The following is a 16,136-nucleotide window of genomic DNA, read 5'->3' on the forward strand; positions in this document are numbered from 1 at the left end:
AAAGCGCAACCGAAATGGCTATCGAAAAAAAGAGAAACATGCGCCGCCAGTGGATCAAGTGCGGCGTGGTCATGGCCCTCTACCTGCTGTTCCTGATATGGGTGAAGAGCTGGTGGGGGCTCATAGTGGTGCCCTTCATCTACGACGTGTACATCACCAAGAAGATACGCTGGCAGTGGTGGAAAGACTCCGAGCCGCCCGTGAGGTTCGTGATGTCGTGGGTCGACGCCATCGTCTTCGCCCTCGTGGCAGTGTATTTCATCAACCTGTTCTTCTTCCAGAACTACGTCATACCGTCGTCGTCGCTCGAGAAGTCGCTCCTCACCGGCGACTACCTCTTCGTGAGCAAGGTGAGCTACGGCCCGCGAATACCCCAGACGCCGCTCACCATGCCGCTCACGCAGCACACGCTGCCCGTGGTTGAGTGCAAGTCGTACATAGAGTGGCCCCACTGGGACTACCGCCGCGTAAAGGGCCTCGGCCACGTTGAGCTCAACGACATAGTGGTGTTCAACTACCCCTCGGGCGACACGCTGTGCTCCGCGCCGCAGTACCAGGCCATGGACTTCTACTCGCTGTGCTACGCGCTGGGCTACCAGATAACGGGCCAGGGCCCCGCCCCCGACTCGCTCACGGCCGAGCAGCGCATGGGATACTACAACGCCGTGTACAGCGCAGGCCGGAAGTACATAGCCGACAACCCCGGCGAGTATGGCGAGGTGATAACGCGCCCGGCCGACCGCCGCGAGAACTACGTCAAGCGGTGCGTGGGACTGCCCGGCCAGACGCTGCAGATAAAGAATCGCATAGTGTACCTTGACGGCAAGCCAAACAAGGAGCCCGACAACGTGCAGTACACATACTACGTCAAGCTGCGCCAGTCGCTGCCCGAAGACATAGTGCGCGAGCTCGGCATTTCCAACGAAGACATCATGAGCCTGAACACCATGGGCTACATGCCGCTCACAAAGCGGGCCGTGGCCGTGCTCTCGCAGCGCCGCGACCTGGTGGAGAGCATAGAGCTGAACACCGACGCCACCGACATGGACATCTACCCCCTCGACGGCAACAAGCACTGGACGCGCGACAACTACGGCCCCGTGTGGATACCGGCCAAGGGCAAGAGCATCGACCTCACGCTCGACAACCTGCCCGTCTACGAGCGCCCCATACGCACATACGAGGGCAACGACCTGCAGGTGCGCAACGGCAAGATATACATCAACGGCCGCGAGGCCAGCTCGTACACCTTCAAGATGGACTACTACTGGATGATGGGCGACAACCGCCACAACTCGGCCGACTCGCGCTACTGGGGATTCGTGCCCGAAGACCACATAGTGGGCAAGCCCATCTTCATCTGGTGGTCGAGCGACCCCGACCGCAAAGGCCTGGCAGGCGTGCGCTGGAACAGGCTGTTCAAGTTTGTCGACAACATCAAGTGACGCCCCACGGGGCACCAACACACCGACCGGCAGATGAGGGCATGGCTGAAAACCATATTGGCACTGGCAGCCGCGGCACTGGCCGTGGCTCTGTTCCGTGCTCTCTTCTTCACCCTCTACACCGTGGGCGGCGACCGCTTTGAGCCAGTGTTCAAGGCGGGCGACCGCGTGCTGGTGAACCGGTGGAGCTACGGGCTGCGCACAGGCGGCATGAACGGCCTGTTTGGCTACGGCCGCGTCTTCGCCGACAGCGTCGGCGTGGGCGACATAGTGGCCTTCGACAGCCCTGCGCCCGGCGGCGAGGGGGTGTATGTGTGCCGCTGCGCCGCGCTGCCCGGCGACACCGTGGCCACGCCCGAGGGCACCATCGTAGTGCCGGGCCGGGCAGCCACCTGCGCCCCCGAAGACTACTACTGGATGCAGGCCCTGGGCGAGGCCGACACCATAGACAGCCGACTGTTCGGCCCCGTGCCCGAGAGCCTCATACTGGGCCGCGTCTGCCTCATAGTCTACAGCCACGACGACAGCCGCCCCTTCTACACCGGCTACCGCCGCGGGCGAACGCTGCTCATGCCTTACTGAGCCGCACGCCAACCACAACCAACGATATGCAAGCACTACTCTCCACAACCTACTTCGGCCCCGTGCAGTGGTACCAGAAGCTGTGCCGCTACGACAGCGTGCTCATAGAGCGCTGCGACACCTACCGCAAGCAGACCTACCGCAACCGATGCGTCATAGCCACGGCCAACGGCCTGCAGGCGCTGACGGTGCCTGTGGAGCGCACCGACGACGGGCGGCGCCTGCTCACGCGCGACGTGCGCATCAGCGACCACGGCAACTGGCGCCACCTGCACTGGCACGCCCTGATGTCGGCCTACAGCGAGTCGCCCTTCTTCGAGTATTATGCCGACGACCTGCGCCCCTTCTTCGAGCGCCGCTGGCAATACCTGTGCGACTTCAACCAGGCCATCTGCGAAACGGTGTGCGGCCTGCTCGACATACACCCCGCCATCGGCCACACCTCGGCCTACAGCCCCGCCGTGACGCCATGCGCGGCCCCGGTCGACGGCGCCGCGCCCCCGCTGCCCCGTGCCGAGGCCGGCGGCGCGATGGCCGACGACTACCGCGACGCCATCGACCCCAAGCACCCGCTGCCCGACCCGGCCTTCGAGCCGCGACCCTACTACCAGGTCTTTGCCCGCCGCCATGGCTTCAGGCCCAACCTCAGCGTGCTCGACCTGCTGTTCAACATGGGCCCCGAGGCCATCTTCTGGCTCGTCTGACCGCACCGGGTGAGGCCGCGTCGCGGCCGGGGCGCCACCGGTGGCCGCGGCAGATGGATGGAGCAATACGCATCGAGGCGCGCCATGTGGCGCGCCTCGATGCTTGTCGTTTGTTTGTTGTGACGGCCCGTAGGAGCCCCCGGGGCGGCCACGGCAGCGGCGTCGGGCCGGCTTGCCGTGAGCCTGCGGTCATTGCCTTGTCATGGCCATTGTGTCTCCGTAGTCGCCATCGTTGAGGTCGCGCAGGCAAAGCCTGTTCTTGGTTATCTCCGTCACCTCATACCGTTCGGTCTCGTCGCCGATGTAGATTGTTATCAGTCTTGTTTCGCTGTCGATTGCGTAGCTGAAGTATTCTGTGTCGTGCCTGCTGCCGTCTGCCCGGTCATACTCCGTCCATGAACCGTGCCCGTCGGGCTCAAACTCAATCTGTATGTACCCGGTGCTGAATGTATGCCGCCACGTGCCGCATATCAGCGAGCCCAGCCCGTCGTCCTGTCCGTCGCCCTGCCCCTGGCCGGGCCTTTTGCGGCTGAATGTGCCCAGCCCTTCAATCTCGAACCGTCCGCCGTCCAGCCATGCGTAGCAGTCGTAGGCCCCGTTGTCGGTGTAGAATGTTATCGTCTCGCCATCGCTGTCGTAGCGGTACACACCCTCTTCAATTGTTGTCGTTTGGCCTTCATAGTGGTAGCCGACCTCATATTGGCCGTCGGCCGTGAGCCTCAGCACCATGTAGATGCCGTATTCATCGGCCTCGCCATACCAAGTGCCGGTGATGCCTTTGCCGTTGTCGCCATCTCCGTCGTCGTCCGACGAGCATCCCGCCGTGGCCAGTGCCATGGCCAGTGCCATCAGCAGCGTGGCCAGGTGCATAGTCTTTGCCTTCATGTTGCTTCCTTTGGTTGTTTGTGGCGGAAGGGCAGCCTGGCGCCCGTGGCCGTGCCCGCCCGCCGCCGTGTCATGTTGTCAGAAACTGTAGCCGAGCGTTATCGACGTGGTTTTCATCTTTGTTTTCTTGCATAGCTCGGTGAAGTCGGTGCCGTATGCCACGCCTATCATCAGCCCCTTGTTGAACCGTGCGTTGAGGCCCACGTGCCATCCCATCTGGAATCTCTTCCATGTGAGGTCCTTGTCGCCCATGTCGTCCTTGTCGAACAGGTTCTGGTCGGCCGGCATTTCGTACAAGTCCTCGTATTCCTCCTTCTCGTCTCCGTCGAACTCGCTGCCCAGTTCAAACTGCTTTTTCAGCTTGCCCACGAGGTTTATGCGGAAGTCTACGCCCACGAATGGTATCAGGTCGACGCTGCTGTTGGGCAGGCTCCAGCAGTAGGCCAGGCTCACGGGCACCTTGGCCGAGAGCATGCTGTACTTGTCGCCGCTCACCTGCCAGTCGTAGTCGCCCACCTCGTCTAGGTCTTCATACGGCTCCTCGTTGGTCTTGAACATGTACGACAGCCCTATGCCGGCCTCGACGAAGAGCGGGGTGCCCTTTGCAATGCCGAAAGCCTTGTTGTATCCGATGGTGAACGCGTTGGCCGAGATGTCGTCTTCGCCTTTCTTGTCGACGGCTATGGTCACGGGGTTCCACTGCACGTAGACCGTTCCCCATCCCTGCACCTGGGTCTGCGTAGCCTTGGCGGCAGTGGCTGTGGTGTTTGTGAACTGCGCCTTTGCGGCGGTGCTTGCAGCGAGCAAGGCCACTGCAACGATTAGCTTGTTTTTTCTCATGACTTTGTTTATCTGTTGTTTATGATGTTGCCTTCGCCCTTCCACAGCGTGAATGCCATGCGCCACACGTTGGCCGTGGCCGTGGCGCTCCCGCGCTGCGATATGAAGTAGATGTGCCTGCCGTCGCGGCCCCACGCCGGGCTCAGGTCGTCGGCGGCGTGGTATGTCAGCTGTGTCAGCTGCGTTCCATCGGTGCGGCACACGAATATGTCGGTGTTTGCATAGCGTTGCGCCCCGTTCATGAGCACACTGCTGCCCACGGCGAGTATCCACTGGCCGTCGGGCGACACCGACGGCGTGGTGAAGCTGTGTGCGGGGTCGGCCATGAGGCATTCCTCCACGCCCGTCTCGTAGTCAACCCTCCATATCTCGCTGCGCCCCGAGGCGTCGGTGCGTGCGCAGAGCAGCGCCTTCCGCCCCTTGATTGGGCACGGGTTCATGCCCCGCGTGTAGTTGGCCAGGAAGTTGTTGGCCACGTTGTAGCTCCACACGCTCACGCCGGTGTTCTCCTGGCGGGCGAACACGATGTCTTTCATGTCGTCCGTGTATACGGGCGAGTAGTCGGTGTTGCCCGATGTTATCTGCCGGCACACATAGCTGCCCTCGGCTGCCGTCTGGAATATCTGGTTGCAGTCGCCGCTCCGTTCGGAGAAGCACAGGTATCGCCCGTCGTGCGAATAGGAGAAGTCGATTACTGCCCGTCGGTTGGTGCGCTGCACTGAGCTTCCCTGCCGTGCAACGTCTTTTATGAATATGTTGGTGGTGTTGTTGCGTGCCGAGAGGTAGGCCAGCCTCTGCCCGTCGGTGGATATGTCGATGATGCGGTTTGAGAGCCAGTTGAGGTTGCCCGCGTTGCGCCTCACCTCGGGCATGCACACATAGTCGTTGTCTTGGGTGATGCGCGTCAGTTCGAGCCCGGTTTCCTCGTTGACGGCCACCACAGAGTAGTCTACCTGTGCCCAAGCTGCCTCCGTGGCAGCCGCCAGTGCGAGCGTCAGGACAGCCTTCGCCATGATTTTGTTTGCCATTTGTCGCCTTTTTCTTGTGTTTCCTTCAGTCGGCAGCCGTGCCGGTTCCGTGCCGCTTTTGCGGTTTCTTTACGTGAGTGCGTGGTTGCCGGCTGCAAAGGTATGGCTTTTTGGCAAACGTACTTTGCAAAGCGTGTATCTCAAAGGTGTTGGAAGTGTTTCTCAAACAAGACAGAAGTGTATCGAAGGCGATACATCCATTGGGCTGGCCCGGCATTCGTGGCCCGTTCGCCGTTGGTCTTTGCGGGCCGCGTCACAGGGCTGTTGTGTTGTCGTTTCAGGCTCGTTTGTTTAGCCTCATGCCCATTTCGTCTGACAGTTCGATGAAGAAGTTGCGTTCGAGCACTATCGATATCCGTGAAAGCATGGCCGTGTCGATGCTGTTTTTGCCCATTATGCGGTATACCACGGCGCGTGTGCATCCCAGTTTCTTGGCGAGCCAGCTCACCGTGCGTTCCTGTCGTGCAAGTTCTTCCTTGATGTTTTGTCCGATATTTATCATTTATAGGTGTTTGTTGCCTTTGTGCGTGGCGTTGTTTGCCTTGCTGCCTGCCGTCGTGCGGGCAGCGGTGCGTGGTGTCGGCAAGCGCCCTTTTTGCCCCGCCCAGCCTGTCGCTACGGTGTCTGCTTGTTTTGCGGGGTGCCCTGTTGTGTGTCGATGATAATGCAAGCGAGTGCAATGTGAGCTTGCTCACAGATTGCCGAGTGCAGCTTATCTTATGCAAAGATAATGCAAGCGAGTGCAATGTGGGGTTGCTCACAGATTGCCGAGCGCAGCTTATCTTATGCAAAGATACAAAAAAATGAGGAACAAACGCCTCAATTTGCATGTTTTTGTCATTTTCCCATCATATCCGGCCCTCTCGCCATGCCGTGGGGCACGGTGAGAGGGACGGCTGGTGAGCCCTACTTCCGCTCGTCCATCACCTCGGGGCCAGCGGCCATCCACACCTGCATGCGGCCCGGTCCGCGGTGGCACCAGGCGTAGTAGGGTATGAGGGTGATGCGCGTGGGCGTGGCCGTGAGCTTGCCGTCGGCGGCCGTGGCGAGCACGGTGCCCGTGGCGGTGAGCTTCTTCACGCCTCCGGCCAGCGTGGGTGCGTCGGCGATGGCGAATTTGGGGTTGCGGTCGATGACAAAGTGGAACACGTCGAACGAGTTGTCGGCCCACTCGGCGCAGTACACCAGCGGTCCGCGCTCAACGGCCAGCCTCCCCCGGTCGGCAGCCACTCGCCCGTCGGCCTTGACGAGCCTCGGCGTCATGTCCATGTGCAGGCTCACGGCGTCGCCCTTCTTCCACTCGCGGGTGATGGCCATGTAGCCCTTTTGCAGGGGCGCGTCGATGCGCTCGCCGTTGACGGTGACCCAGTAGTCCTGGCGTGCCGAGTCGGCATACTGGTAGAGGCCGCCGGGCGTCACCTCGCCGCGCACCCATCCCGGCACGCGCACCATCATGGTGAAGCGGCCGCCCTTGGCCGACTCCACCTTCAGCTCCACGTTGCCGTTCCATGGGTATTGCGTCAGCTGGCTCAGCGTCACGCTGCGCCCGCCCACGTCGACGGTGGCCCTGCCTGCCGCGAACAGGTTGACATAGAGGCTGTCGCCGCGCGTGGCGTAGACGTAGCCGGGCACCGAGGGTATGAACCGGCACAGGTTGCTCGGGCAGCACGCGCAGCCGAACCACGGCTGCCGCTCGCGCGAGCCGTCGTGGTTGAAGCCGTAGCTGCCGTCGGCTGCCAGCGGGTTGGGGTAGAAGAAGCGCCCGCCGTCGGCGCTCATGCCGCTGATTACGCCGTTGTAGAGCGTGCGCTCCAGGCAGTCGATGTACTTGGCGTCGCCGTGCAGCAGGAACATGCGCTGGTTGAGGTACACCATCGAGATGGCGGCGCACGTCTCGTTGTATGCCGTGAGGTTGGGCAGCTCATAGTTTGCTCCGAAGGCCTCGCCCGCGTGGCGTGCGCCCACGCCCCCGGTGAGGTAGTATTTCTTCTCGGTGATGTTGCGCCAGATGGCGTCGATGGCCCTGATGTATGCCGAGTCGCCGGTGAGGGCGGCCACGTCGGCCATGCCCGCATACATGTATCCGGCCCTCACGGCGTGGCCCACGGCCTCGTCTTGCTCGGTGACGGGCTTGTGGCTCTGGCTGTATTCGCGCTTGGTGGCTGTCTTGCCGCGGTAGTCGAGGAAGAACTTGGCCTCGTCGAGGTATTTCCTCTCGCCCGTGAGCACGTAGAGGCGTGCCAGCGCCATCTCGGCTATCTGGTGTCCGGGCACCACGCACGCCTGCCCCTTGTCGGGCCCCACCTCGCGCACCACGCAGTCGGCGTAGCGGCGGGCGATGTCGAGGAACTTGCGCGAGCCGGTGGCCTGGTAGTGGGCGCAGGCCGCGTCGACCATGTGTCCCAGGTTGTAGAGCTCGTGGCTCAGGTTCTCCTCGCTCGTCCAGCGCTGCTTGCCGGCCCAGCGGTGGGGCTTGTCGGGGTTGATGGTGCGCGCGGTGTATAGGTAGCCGTCTGCCTCCTGTGCGGCTGCCACTATGTCGAGCACGCTGTCGATGTATGCCTCGAGGCGCTTGTCGGGATAGGTCTGCAGCACGTAGCTCGCCCCCTCTATGGTCTTGTATACGTCGGTGTCGTCGAACGAGTAGCCCATGAACGACGTCACGTCGTAGTCGGCCGACGGGTGGGCGGCCTTGACGAAGTTGTCGTAGCGGCCCTCCGACTGGCACTTGCTGAAGGCCAGGGGTATCGTGACGTTGCGTGCGGCCTTGATGCGCTGCCCCCAGAACGTGCCCTCGGCTATCTTGACCGAGGTGAAAGGCACTTGCGTGATGGGGTAGCCGGCCGTGGGCTGGTGTTTCTTTGCTGTGGCCCCCGTGGCTGTGAGCGCGGCAAGGGCCAGAGTGATGATGGTTGTTTTCATTGTAAGCAGGTTGTGGTTGAATTCAGTTATTGATGTTGCCTGGTAGTGGTTGCTACGGCTGCCGCCGGGGGCAGCGGTTGTAAAGTTACCCTTTTTATGTGTGCCCGTTACACTACAACGGGCCATTTTAACCTCGGTTACGAACGTTTTGCATTGCTTAACGCCTTCGGGTGCCTCCGGCCCTTTGCCGCCTTTGCCGCCGAGGGTGTGGGGCCGCCGGGCCGCCGGGTCGGTTTTGCCCTGCCGGACGGGCCGTTTGGGGTTGCCGCAGGGCCCGTTTCGGCCCCCGGCGGCGGCGCCTCGCCTTTGTTCGCAGGCTGCGGGACGGGGCGGCAGCGGCCCGCGCGGTTGTTCCGGGCGCCATTTGTTTTGTTCTGCCGCGCACGTTTGATGGCCCCCTTCCTTTGCCGTGTGCGCCAAAAAGGCTACCTTTGCAGTCAAATAACATATAAAAGGATGCAAAAGGATATTACAGAAGAGAAAGGCATGCAAGCCGAGAGCCGCCGCATAGACCGCATTGTGGCTCCGCTGCACCAGTTCATGGGCCGCGAGCGCTCGGCCGGCATAGTGCTCGGGGTGAGCATAGTGGTGGCCATGGCGCTGGCCAACTCGCCGCTGGCGGCCGACTATTTCCGCCTGTTCGGGCTCAAGGTGGGCTTCGTGTTCGACGGCGAGCCCTACCTGTACCACTCGCTGCACCACTGGATAAACGACGGGCTGATGTCGCTGTTCTTCTTTGTGGTGGGCCTGGAGCTCAAGCGCGAGTTCATCGGCGGCGAGCTGTCGCACGTGCGCAACGTGCTGCTGCCGGCCGGTGCTGCCGTGGGCGGCATGGTGGTGCCGGCGCTGGTATACCTGGCCCTCAACGGCGGCAGCGGCTCGGCCCACGGCTGGGGCATACCCATGGCCACCGACATAGCCTTCTCGCTGGCCATACTCTACGCTCTGGGCAACCGTGTGCCGCTGGCGGCCAAGGTGTTCCTTACCACGCTGGCCATCGTCGACGACCTCGGGGCGGTGGTGGTGATAGCCCTGTTCTACACGTCGGAGATATCTATTGAGAGCGTGGGCGTGGGCGTGGCCTTCCTCGGCCTGATGGTGGCGGCCAACCGCATGGGCGTGAAAAACGTGGCCTTCTATTCCATCGTGGCCGTGGCTGGCGTGTGGACGGCCTTCCTCATGTCGGGCATCCACGCCACCATAGCCGCCGTGCTGGCCGCCTTTGCCATCCCGTCCGACGCGCTGCTGCCCGAGACGGCCTATGTGAGGCGTGCCGCCGTCCACCTGATACACTTCCGCCACCTGCCGCCCAACGGCGTGGCCACGCTCACCGGCGAGCAGCTCGACGCCGTGACGGCCATGCGCTCCGACGCGCGCGACGCCATGCCCCCGCTGCAGCGGCTGGAGCACTCCATGCATCCCTTCGTGTCGTTTGTGGTCATGCCGGTGTTCGCGCTGGCCAACGCCGGCGTGTCGTTTGCCGGCCTGCAGCCGTCGGACGTGTTCTCCACGGCCGTGGCCCCTGGCGTTTTCCTGGGCCTGCTCTTGGGCAAGCCGCTGGGCGTTTGCCTGTCTGTTTGGCTGATGGTGCGCCTGCGCGTGGCCTCGCTGCCCCGCGGCGTGGGCATGGGCGGCATGGTTGGGCTGGGCTTCCTGGCCTCGATAGGCTTCACCATGTCGATGTTCATATCCACGCTCGCCTTTTCCGACGATACTATGCTCATGCAGGCCAAGCTCGGCATCTTTGCCGCGTCGCTGGCGGGCGGGGCCATCGGCTACGTGATGCTGCGCCGCTGCTACAGCCCCGGGGCCGGAGAGTGAGCCCGGGGGCTGGCCTTTGGGCCTGTTGCGCCATTGCCGCATACGGCAGCCTGCTGTATGCGGCAATGGCGTTTGTCGTTGTTTGGTGTTGCCGATGCCATGCCCGCGGCCGTTGGCCGTGGCCGTGCTGCCCGTGGGCCGGTAGGCCCGGCCCGCCCGTTGGCAGCCGCCGGTTGCGGCCATGAGGGCCGCTGCGGCCGCCGGCAGCAGCATTGTTGTCAGTTTGCTCAGAAGCTGTTTTGAATTTATAGTGCGATGATTTGGGATGAGTCTTTGGGGCAGTTTTGCTTCCGTGATGAGGAAGATGGCGGGCTATCTGACGAAGCACAGAAGCGGAAATGGCAAAAAATCACCCAAGGTACGCACGAAAACGGACACACAAAGCCAAGAAAAACTTTTTGTAGAAATTCAAAACAGCTTCTCATGTTGATGTAGTCGTCAGTCTGGTTGTGTGGCACGGCATGGCCCGGGCCGCCCGCGGGCAGTGGCGCCCTGCCCCTGCCCCGGCGGCCCTTGGCGGACGGCGGCGCCTGCCTCAGCGCGCAGCGAAGAACAGGCCGTCGCCCATGGCCAGGCGCAGCGAGCCTATGCCCTCGTCGGACAGTGCCACGTTTTTCTTCTCGCCGCTGGGCAGCGTGGCCTCAACGGTGCCGTCGCCGTTGAAGCGGAAGAGCTCGCGCTCCTGCCCCTCGGCCTGCATCGACCAGCTGCGGTGCTTCACGTCGTAGGTGAAGAGCACCTTCTCGCCCGTGGGCTTGGTCACCTCGTAGCCGTCCTTGAGCGTCTTGACGGCATACTGGCGGCCGTCGCTGCCCCATACGTTCTCTACATGGCCCACCTTGGCCACGGGGTTGGAGCCGCTCCAGAACTCCACGGTGTTGAGCACGAGCAGGTCGACCACGCCGCAGACGGCATAGGCCGGCGATATGAGTATGAACACCACTTCGTTGACAAACTTGTTGCTGATGCCCTTGTTCCAGTCGAGCACCTTGTTGAACAGCCCGAACGAGCCTATGCACGAGCTGAACGCCACTGTGGCTGCCATGAGGCAGGCAGCTGCCTTGATTGTTGCTTTCTTCATCTTGATATGTTTTTAGTGGTTAGCCGGCAACACCCGCGCGGCCCGTGCCGGCCCCGGGGCTGCCGTGGCCCGCGGGTTGCTGCATTGCAAATATACATAAAACCTGCGAACGGGCAAAGCCGCGGCCCGCTTTTTTGCCTTTGTCGGCCCCCGGCGGGCGCTTTTTTGCCGCCGGCGGGTGGCGTGGCGCCGGGCGGGTGGCTGCCTGGGGCGTGCCTCAGGGGCGTGGCCCTTGGCGTCTCCGCAGCTGCTCTGTGTAAGGAAAAGCGCCCTTGGCGTAGGCCGGGCAAGGCCACTTTTGGCGGCGCCTCGCCGGTTTTTAAGCTGCCAAACGGCTGCTGCCGTCGGCCAAACGGCTGTCGGGGCCAGATATTTTTTGCCGGATGGTCACGATTTTTGTCAGCTTGCTCACGCCGCGGCAACGTTTGCTCCCGCTCCGCCCGGCGGCCGCCCTGCGGGTGTCATAGTTTTTTGTAACTTTGCAAGGCGTGGGTCACGTGGCGCAAGCCGCCGCGGCCGCGCGGCCGATGCCGTGACACAGGGTTTTGCACATTACTAATTAAAATACAAGTGGAAATATGGAGAAAAGGAAAATGAAATCAATCATCGCCACGATGGCCCTGGCGGCCCTGCCCCTTGCGGGGGCGTGGGCGCAGGACGCGCCCCGGGGCAAGTGGTATTTCGGGCTTGGCGGCGCCTACCGTTCGTCGCACATGAGCTTCTCTGACATCGACGAGGAGCTCTTCCCCGAGAGCAAGAACCGCGGCAGCGGCGTCTTCTCGGTGTTCGCCCAGGGCGAGTTTGGCCGCGAGGGCCGCTTTGCCGTGCGCCCGCAGCTGTCGCTGCTCACGCGCGGGGGCAAGCTCACCGACATAGCCAACGTGGGCGACGCCTACGAGCAGGGGGGCGTCAGCGACATCTACTATGCCCTGCGCTCGCGATACATCGACATACGCGTGCCGCTAATCTACCAGTTTGGCAAGGCCTCGGCCAAGGTGAGGCCCTATGCCTACGTGGCCCCGGTGCTGGGCTTTGCCACGGCCGGCGACATACAGCTCATGGCCGAGTACGACGACTGCAGCGTGGCGGGCTACAAGACTGACCTGTCCGACGCCAACATGGCGTCGACCTACTTTGCCGGGCAGGTGGGCGTGGGCGTGAAGTTTGCCATACCCGTGGCCTCCGACCGCTGCTGGCTGGGCATCGAGGCCAGCTACGAGCTGGGGTTCACCGACACCTATGGCGGCAAGGAGAAGGACGGCGAGGCCAACGACGTGGCGCAGCTCTTCAACCGCAACTACCGCATCGACGGCACGCGCAAGCTCAGCGGGTTTGAGATAGGGGCCGTGCTCGCCGTGCCGTTCAGCATATTCTCCGGGAAAGGGCAGCCCGCCCCCGAGCCGGAGCCCGAGCCAGTGGTGGCGGCGCCCGAGCCCGAGCCGGCCGACAAGCCGTGCTACACGCTCGACGAGATAATAGACCTCATGGCCAAGAACGAGAGCATAGAGGGCAAGACCATCTGCGCCGTCGACGCCATCACGTTCGACTTCGCCAAGAGCACCATACGCCCCGAGTCGCACGAATACCTCGACAAGCTGGCCACCACGCTCATACGCTCCAACCGACGCATCGAGGTGAAGGGCCACACCGACAACGTGGGCTCGGCCGAGTTTAACATGGACCTGTCGAGGCAGAGGGCCGAGGCCGTGGTGGACTACCTCGTGAAGAAGGGCGTCGACCGCAACAAGCTCACTTACAGCTTCTACGGCATGTCGCGCCCGCTGTCGACCAACGACACCGACGAGGGCCGGGCCATGAACCGCAGGGTGGAGTTCACCATACTCAACAATTTCTAAACAACAAAGACAACAGCTATGAAACGTTACATATCATCAGTGGGCACGCTGCTCATGGCGGCTGCCCTGTCGCTGACATCATGTCTGAGCGACGGCGACGACACCATTGTGCTCGAGGAGGGCAACCGCAGCGGCATTCCGAGCGACGAGCTCGCAGGCCCCAACCCCGACATCGACGGGTCGACAACCACCATACCCAACATACAGTACACCGTTGAGAACGACGGGGGCGACGCCATCGTGCGCATCGACATGACCGGCGTGCAGAACGCCGACGACTACGGGTGGATGAGGCTTCTGGGCACCGGGGAGCCCGGCCAGAACGTATGGGTCGAGGTGGACGGCAAGCCAAAGGGAATACTCGTTACCAACAACGCCGACAACCAGGGCGAGCAAGCCTCGGTGGTAGACCTTGTGTTCTGCGTGGACAACTCCGGGAGCATGTCGGAGGAGGCCAACGCCATTGCGCGCGACATCATCTCGTGGGCGCAGTTGCTCGAAAGCTCTAACATCGACATACGCTTCGGCTGCGTGGGATATTCTGAAAACGGCTACGTCAATGGGGCGCTCAACCTCACCGACGCCGACGCCCTGGGCGACTACCTCAACCGCAGCACCGGCACCAACCGCACCATGGGCTTCGGCGGCACCGACGCCAGGGCTCTGCAGTCGGCGGCGTCAACCTTCGGCAGCGTCGACGACGAGTGCGGCGCCATGGCCATCCTCTTCGGCGACAAGCACATGGACTTCCGCACGGGCTCCAACAGGATATACGTCAACTTTACCGACGAGCCCAACCAGCCGTCGGGCTACTCGGCATGGTCGACGGAGTACTTCAGCTCGCAGGAAAACTGGAGCACCGTGCAGGGCACCGTCCACACCGTGTTCAGCGGCAGCAGCTCGTTCGCAGAGTCAATCCGCTACAAGGAGCGCCCGTGGCGGATATCCGAGTACACCGGCGGCACGGTGCTCTACGCCTCGTCCGACTTCTCGGGCGTGACGCTCACGTCGCTGCCCGTCACCGGGGCCATGCAGAACTCCTATGTGATACGCTTCACCAACGTGGGCGAGTTCATGGACGGCCAAGCCCACGAGGTGCGCATCACCATCCTGTCGGCCGACGGCAGGACAAGGGCCGAGCGCACGTTCTACATCGTTTTCGGGGAGCCATGATTGCGGTCTGGGCCGGGGGCGCTGCCTCCGGCCCGCGTTGACAAATGAATGTCCGCAAGTTGCCAATGGCAATGGGGAGACATAGGAGTGATAGGAAATTATAGGATATTGTAGGATATTGTAGGATGATATAGGATGTTATAGGATGATATAGGATATCATAGGAGTGATAGGGCTGATAGGGCGTTGGCGGGCAGCAGCTTTGGTGGGTAATGTCTTCTAACTCCTCCTAACTCCTCCTAACTCCCCTAACTCCTCCCTAACTCCTTATAACTAACTCCTTCTGCCCTTCCCGTTTTGCAGGATGCGGATATCCGTATTTTGATAAATATAGAGTTGAACATAAAAAGAGAGAGGCGGCGCCCCCCGCGATGGGGATGTGCCGCCTCGTTGCGTGCCGCCCCGGCCGGGGCGGCCACGTGCTGCGCCAGGCCGCCCGTGCGGTCAGAGCAGCGCCTCGATGGCCTTCTCCAGGTCGGGCATCTGCGACGAGCGGCTCACAAGGTTGTTGCCCCTGTCGATGAGGAAATACTCGGGCAGCCCCGTCACGTTGTACGTGGCCAGGCGCTGCGAGCCCACCCCGTCGGCGTCGCGCACGCTAATCCACGGCAGCTGGGCCGTCTGCTGCTTCCAGAAGTGCTCGTCGCCGTCCACCGATACCTGGTATATCTCCAGCCCGCGGCCGTGGTACTTGTTGTACAGCTCGCGCAGCATCAGTATGCGCTGCGGCGAGTCCTTCAGCGCAAAGAGGTGGAAGTCGAGCAGCACCACCTGGCCCTTCAGCTCGCTCAGCGAGCGCCTGCGGCCGTGGTTGTCGGTCAGCGAGATGTCTATTATGCCCGTGGTGGTCACCTTGGCCGGGTCTACCGAGGCGCTGCTCTTGGCCTCGATGATGCGCTCGTTCTTCATCCCCTCGATGGCAATGTTGTGCAGGTTCTCGCCGCGCAGGCTGCCGGGGTAGAACGTGTCCCACGCCGTGGCCACGGCGGCAAACACCCTTATGTCGCCGTCGGCCCCTCCGGGGTTGAATATCAGCGTGTTGCCCAGCGCCTGGAACAGCGCGAAGTACGACGACGAGGCCTTGGGGTCCTTGAATATGTAGTCGCGCGTCACTCTGTCCTTGTGCGTCTTCAGTAGCGCCCTGATGCTGTCGGCTGCCTCCTGCTGCCCGAGCGCCGTGTTGCGGGTCAGGGCCAGCGCCTTCTGCTGCAGGGCTATCTGCATGAGCGCCAGCTCCCTGATGCGCCTGTTGTCGTCGGAGCCCTCCACCTCGTAGCCGGTGGCCATGGTGGGGTAGTCGGCCCTTACGGTTATCGTCTCGGTCGAGTCGGCGGCCAGGTTCACAATCTGCCCGGCAATGCGCAGGCGGTAGAACTCGGGCGCGTCGGAGCGCGCCGCGCTGAAGCTGAAGCCGCCGTCGGCCCCCAGCCTCACGGAGTCAAGGGCCACCGGGCCCTGCAGTGTCATCTGCTCGAAGTACAGCAGCGAGTCCTCGGCCGAGCCGATGCTGCCCTCTACGCGGAACTTGTCCTCGCCGCACGAAGCCAGCGCGAGGGCGGCCGCCATGGTGGCGGCAAGCGTTAGTTGTCTCATATCTGTAGGTTTTCTTTTTGTTGCATGGTGCGGGCGGGCGCCCGGGGCCGCCGGGCCCCTCCGGCCGCGCCCCCGCGAAAGCGGTGGTAAAATTACGAAAAATAATCGAGACGTTGGCAGCCGCCGCCAAGAAAATGGCCCGCGCCCCCCTTTTTGCACCGCCGCGCGATGACGGGCGCTTTTGTCCGCAAGATGGTTGCAAGATG

Annotated in this window: 13 protein-coding genes; 6 read left to right on the forward strand and 7 right to left on the reverse strand. The window is 62.6% G+C overall.

Annotated elements, in window-relative coordinates; all coding sequences use genetic code 11:
* Positions 1-14 precede the first annotated feature (14 nt).
* Genes lepB (H6B30_RS12570) through H6B30_RS12580 form a run of 3 tightly spaced genes read left to right on the forward strand, consistent with a single transcriptional unit; the run spans position 15 to position 2,731 of the window.
* The gene (lepB, locus tag H6B30_RS12570) at positions 15-1,445 is read left to right on the forward strand and encodes a signal peptidase I (protein WP_239484000.1); all 1,431 of its coding nucleotides are present in this window, start codon (positions 15-17) and stop codon (positions 1,443-1,445) included.
* 33 nt (positions 1,446-1,478) lie between these two features.
* A complete protein-coding gene (gene lepB, locus H6B30_RS12575) occupies positions 1,479-2,027 on the forward strand; it encodes a signal peptidase I (RefSeq protein WP_205111122.1) in 549 nt (182 codons plus the stop codon).
* A 26-nt stretch (positions 2,028-2,053) separates the two neighbouring features.
* Complete coding sequence (locus H6B30_RS12580) at positions 2,054-2,731, forward strand: WbqC family protein (protein ID WP_205111124.1); 678 nt, start codon at positions 2,054-2,056, stop codon at positions 2,729-2,731.
* Between the two features lie 189 nt (positions 2,732-2,920).
* On the opposite strand, the gene H6B30_RS12585 is transcribed toward H6B30_RS12580, so the two are convergent.
* From H6B30_RS12585 to H6B30_RS12605, 5 genes are all read right to left on the reverse strand, one after another.
* Positions 2,921-3,616 (reverse strand): lipocalin family protein, encoded by a 696-nt coding sequence (locus tag H6B30_RS12585; RefSeq protein ID WP_205111126.1) that lies wholly within the window; start codon positions 3,614-3,616, stop codon positions 2,921-2,923.
* Between the two features lie 78 nt (positions 3,617-3,694).
* A complete protein-coding gene (locus H6B30_RS12590) occupies positions 3,695-4,456 on the reverse strand; it encodes an outer membrane beta-barrel protein (RefSeq protein WP_205111128.1) in 762 nt (253 codons plus the stop codon).
* Between the two features lie 8 nt (positions 4,457-4,464).
* Positions 4,465-5,484 carry a hypothetical protein gene (locus H6B30_RS12595; RefSeq protein ID WP_239484002.1) on the reverse strand — a complete coding sequence of 340 codons (1,020 nt, stop codon included), beginning with the start codon at positions 5,482-5,484 and terminating at the stop codon, positions 4,465-4,467.
* A gap of 277 nt (positions 5,485-5,761) precedes the next feature.
* The gene (locus tag H6B30_RS12600) at positions 5,762-5,986 is read right to left on the reverse strand and encodes an XRE family transcriptional regulator (protein WP_205111130.1); all 225 of its coding nucleotides are present in this window, start codon (positions 5,984-5,986) and stop codon (positions 5,762-5,764) included.
* A gap of 404 nt (positions 5,987-6,390) precedes the next feature.
* The gene (locus H6B30_RS12605; RefSeq protein ID WP_205111132.1) at positions 6,391-8,406 is read right to left on the reverse strand and encodes a glycoside hydrolase family 127 protein; all 2,016 of its coding nucleotides are present in this window, start codon (positions 8,404-8,406) and stop codon (positions 6,391-6,393) included.
* 456 nt (positions 8,407-8,862) lie between these two features.
* Here H6B30_RS12605 and nhaA point away from each other — a divergent pair, with 456 nt between their 5' ends.
* Positions 8,863-10,227, forward strand: coding sequence for a Na+/H+ antiporter NhaA (gene nhaA, locus H6B30_RS12610; RefSeq protein WP_239484012.1), 1,365 nt, complete (start codon positions 8,863-8,865; stop codon positions 10,225-10,227).
* Between the two features lie 535 nt (positions 10,228-10,762).
* Here nhaA and H6B30_RS12615 read toward each other — a convergent pair.
* On the reverse strand, positions 10,763-11,308 hold the full coding sequence (locus tag H6B30_RS12615) for a DUF3332 domain-containing protein (RefSeq protein ID WP_205111134.1): 546 nt from the start codon (positions 11,306-11,308) through the stop codon (positions 10,763-10,765).
* 578 nt (positions 11,309-11,886) lie between these two features.
* Here H6B30_RS12615 and H6B30_RS12620 point away from each other — a divergent pair.
* Together H6B30_RS12620 and H6B30_RS12625 are read left to right on the forward strand one after the other, a co-directional pair.
* Positions 11,887-13,164 (forward strand): OmpA family protein, encoded by a 1,278-nt coding sequence (locus H6B30_RS12620; RefSeq protein WP_205111136.1) that lies wholly within the window; start codon positions 11,887-11,889, stop codon positions 13,162-13,164.
* A gap of 18 nt (positions 13,165-13,182) precedes the next feature.
* Positions 13,183-14,337, forward strand: a complete 1,155-nt coding sequence (locus H6B30_RS12625; RefSeq protein WP_205111138.1) for a vWA domain-containing protein — start codon at positions 13,183-13,185, stop codon at positions 14,335-14,337.
* A gap of 444 nt (positions 14,338-14,781) precedes the next feature.
* Here the strand turns inward: H6B30_RS12625 and H6B30_RS12630 are convergent, their stop codons facing one another.
* Positions 14,782-15,930: a TlpA disulfide reductase family protein gene (locus H6B30_RS12630; protein ID WP_205111140.1), complete on the reverse strand. Its 1,149-nt coding sequence runs from the start codon at positions 15,928-15,930 to the stop codon at positions 14,782-14,784.
* Positions 15,931-16,136 lie beyond the last annotated feature (206 nt).

This window comes from Marseilla massiliensis (assembly GCF_016899955.1).
Classification (GTDB): Bacteria; Bacteroidota; Bacteroidia; order Bacteroidales; family Bacteroidaceae; genus Prevotella; species Prevotella intestinigallinarum.